The following is a 2587-nucleotide window of genomic DNA, read 5'->3' on the forward strand; positions in this document are numbered from 1 at the left end:
AGGTGAAGGTTTTCCGATGCGGGTCGCGTTGGCACGCTGCTCATTGGCGCGACCACGACCCGGGTTGGAAAACCTCCCAAGGTGGAAGCCGCGGGGGTCTTGGATCAAGCTATGGGCAAAGTGTGCGAACGGTCGCGGCGGCGGCTGCATCCGGGGCGCGGCTGATGGCGAGGCAGGCGCCGGATACGGTCTCAAACCCGGCTGATGATCCCGACGAGGCTGTGCGTTCTGGAGATGCTGCTGCCTTGTGCCGCGTTGGAAATAAACGAGCACGCACTGTTCGGACCGGGTCAGCGGAGTGTAGCCGGTGCTGTTTCGTGACGGATGACGGGCGATATGTCATGCTGCCTGCTCCCTCGGTGGGGCGCGCGACATCGGTTTCTGTCCCCGCCTGAAGATCTCGATGATACGCATGGGACCGCCGCAGCAGGGGCATGGCTCACGCAGGGTGAGCGGGGCGATCTCGGGCTCTGGTCCTGGCTCTGGCTCTGGCTCTGGAGTGGCGGGCGGTTCAATCTGCTGGACGCAGAGCAAGGCGCGGATCTTGGTGATGTTGGCCTTGCGGATCGAACTGGCCAGCAGGCCGTAATGCCGGATGCGATGGAAGCCATCGGGCAGGACGTGGATCAGGAACCGGCGGATGAAGTCAGGCGTGGCCAGCCGCATGACCTTTTGCCGGCCGCCGGATTTGACGCGGTAATCTTTCCAGCGGAACGCCACGGTATGGGCATCGGCACTGACCAGGCGTGCGTTCGAAATGGCGACGCGGTGCGTGTAGCGGCTCAGATAGGCCAGCACAGCCTTGGGCCCTCCGAACGGTGGTTTGGCGTAGACCACCCATTCGGATTTGCGGAACGGGGCGAGCCAGGCGGTGAAGGTCTCCGCGTGGGCCAGTTCGGCCAGAGCGCCGAAGAAGGCCAGCTGACCGGCCCGGTGCAGGGCCATTAACCCCTCCAGAAACAGGCGGCGGAACAGTCGCGAGAGAACTCGCACATGCAGGAAGAACCCTGGTTTGCAGGCGATCCACCTGGTGCCGTCTGGCGACAGGCCGCCGCCGGGGACGATCATGTGGATGTGCGGGTGGTGTGTCAGCGCCGATCCCCAGGTATGAAGGACGCTGGTCATACCCACCCGCGCGCCCATGCGCTTGGGGTCGGCCGCGATGGTCATGACGGTCTCGGCCGACGCCTTGAACAGCAGGCCATAGATCGCCTTCTTGTTCCAATAGGCGATCTGCGCGATTTCGGCTGGCATCGTGAAGACGACGTGGAAGTATTCCACCGGCAGCAGGTCCTCAGCCCGTGCCTCCATCCAGTCGCGCGCCGCCGGCCCCTGACACTTCGGACAGTGCCGGTTCTTGCAGGAGTTGTAGGCAATGTGATGGTGGCCACACTTGGCACAGCCCGCCACATGCCCGCCGAGCGCCTCGGTCCGGCAGGCCTCGATGGCTGACATGACCTTCAGTTGGGTCAGGCTGACATGCCCGGCATTGGCCCGCCGCCAAGTGGGACCATGGGCGCGAAAGATGTCAGCGATCTCCAACTTTGGCCGAGGCACCCCGGCGCCCGGTCACTCCAGGCTTCGCTTTACGGTCTGGTCCTGTAACCTGGCCAGCATCTCGTAGGGGCTGACGGTGTCACGGATCGTCTTGGTGGCCACGTGGGTATATCGGGCGGTCGTCGTCAGCTTGGCATGCCCGAGCAGCACCTGAATCACGCGCACATCCGTGTTCGCTTCGAGCAGATGCGTCGCGAAGCTGTGGCGCAACGTGTGCAAGGTGGCGGGCTTCTTCACCCCGGCCATGTGCTTGGCCGAGGTGAAGGCCCGGTTCAGTTGGCGCGGTGAGATCGGGTTGATCTTGGGCTTGCCGGGGAACAGCCAACCCTCCGGCCGGGCCTCGCGCCACCAGGCGCGCAGCAACTCCAGCAATCCGGGCGACAGCATGACCTTGCGGTCCTTCTGGCCCTTGCCCTGCTCGACATGGATCAGCATCCGGTCGCTGTCGATGTCGCCGATCTTGAGATTGCAGACCTCGGCGGCCCGGAGCCCTGCACCGTAGGAGATGCTGAGCGCGGCGCGATACTTGAGCCCAGGCCCCGGTGCCGCCATCAGGATGTCGGACACCTCCTCGACGCTGAAGACTACCGGCAGCTTGCGCGGTTCGGTGCGGAATTGCATGTAGCGCTTCATCTCCTCCCGCCCGCAGGTCATGCCGAAAAAGAACCGAAGCGCCACTATCCGCACGTTGAACGTCGATGGCGTGACCCCGGTGTCGGTCATGTGGAGCTGATAGGCGCGCAAATCCTCGGGCGTGGCCGTATCGGGTGACCGCCCGAGAAAGGCCGCGAAATCCTTGATGGCCCGGATGTGCGACTTCTGTGCCTTGTCGCCCATCCCGCGGATGCGCATGTCTTCGATCATCCGCTGACGCAGCGGGCTTACTCTCTCCTCTGTCATGGAAGCCTCCTGTCTGATGATTGAGAAGGCCCCAATCGTCAGGCAGGATCGTCCATTCCCAAATGCACGACGGTCAGATCAGCGCGCAACCTTCACAACAGGCGCCATTGCCGCGCGAGCGGCTTCGTCC

The 2587-nt window shown here is 64.0% G+C and carries 2 protein-coding genes; both read right to left on the reverse strand.

Annotated elements, in window-relative coordinates; translation table 11 throughout:
• Positions 1–339: 339 nt before the first annotated feature.
• Positions 340–1557, reverse strand: a complete 1218-nt coding sequence (locus DFP89_RS19815; protein WP_114351020.1) for an IS91 family transposase — start codon at positions 1555–1557, stop codon at positions 340–342.
• A 12-nt stretch (positions 1558–1569) separates the two neighbouring features.
• Positions 1570–2457, reverse strand: coding sequence for a tyrosine-type recombinase/integrase (locus DFP89_RS19820; protein ID WP_114351021.1), 888 nt, complete (start codon positions 2455–2457; stop codon positions 1570–1572).
• Positions 2458–2587: the final 130 nt, after the last annotated feature.

The sequence above is a fragment of the Paracoccus lutimaris genome, from assembly GCF_003337565.1.
In the GTDB taxonomy this organism is placed as follows: Bacteria; Pseudomonadota; Alphaproteobacteria; order Rhodobacterales; family Rhodobacteraceae; genus Paracoccus; species Paracoccus lutimaris.

What these genes read in the sequence shown, in the direction of transcription:
- DFP89_RS19820 (WP_114351021.1), bottom strand. Translation starts at nt 2,457, where the DNA reads ATGACAGAGGAGAGAGTAAGCCCGCTGCGTCAGCGGATGATCGAAGAC.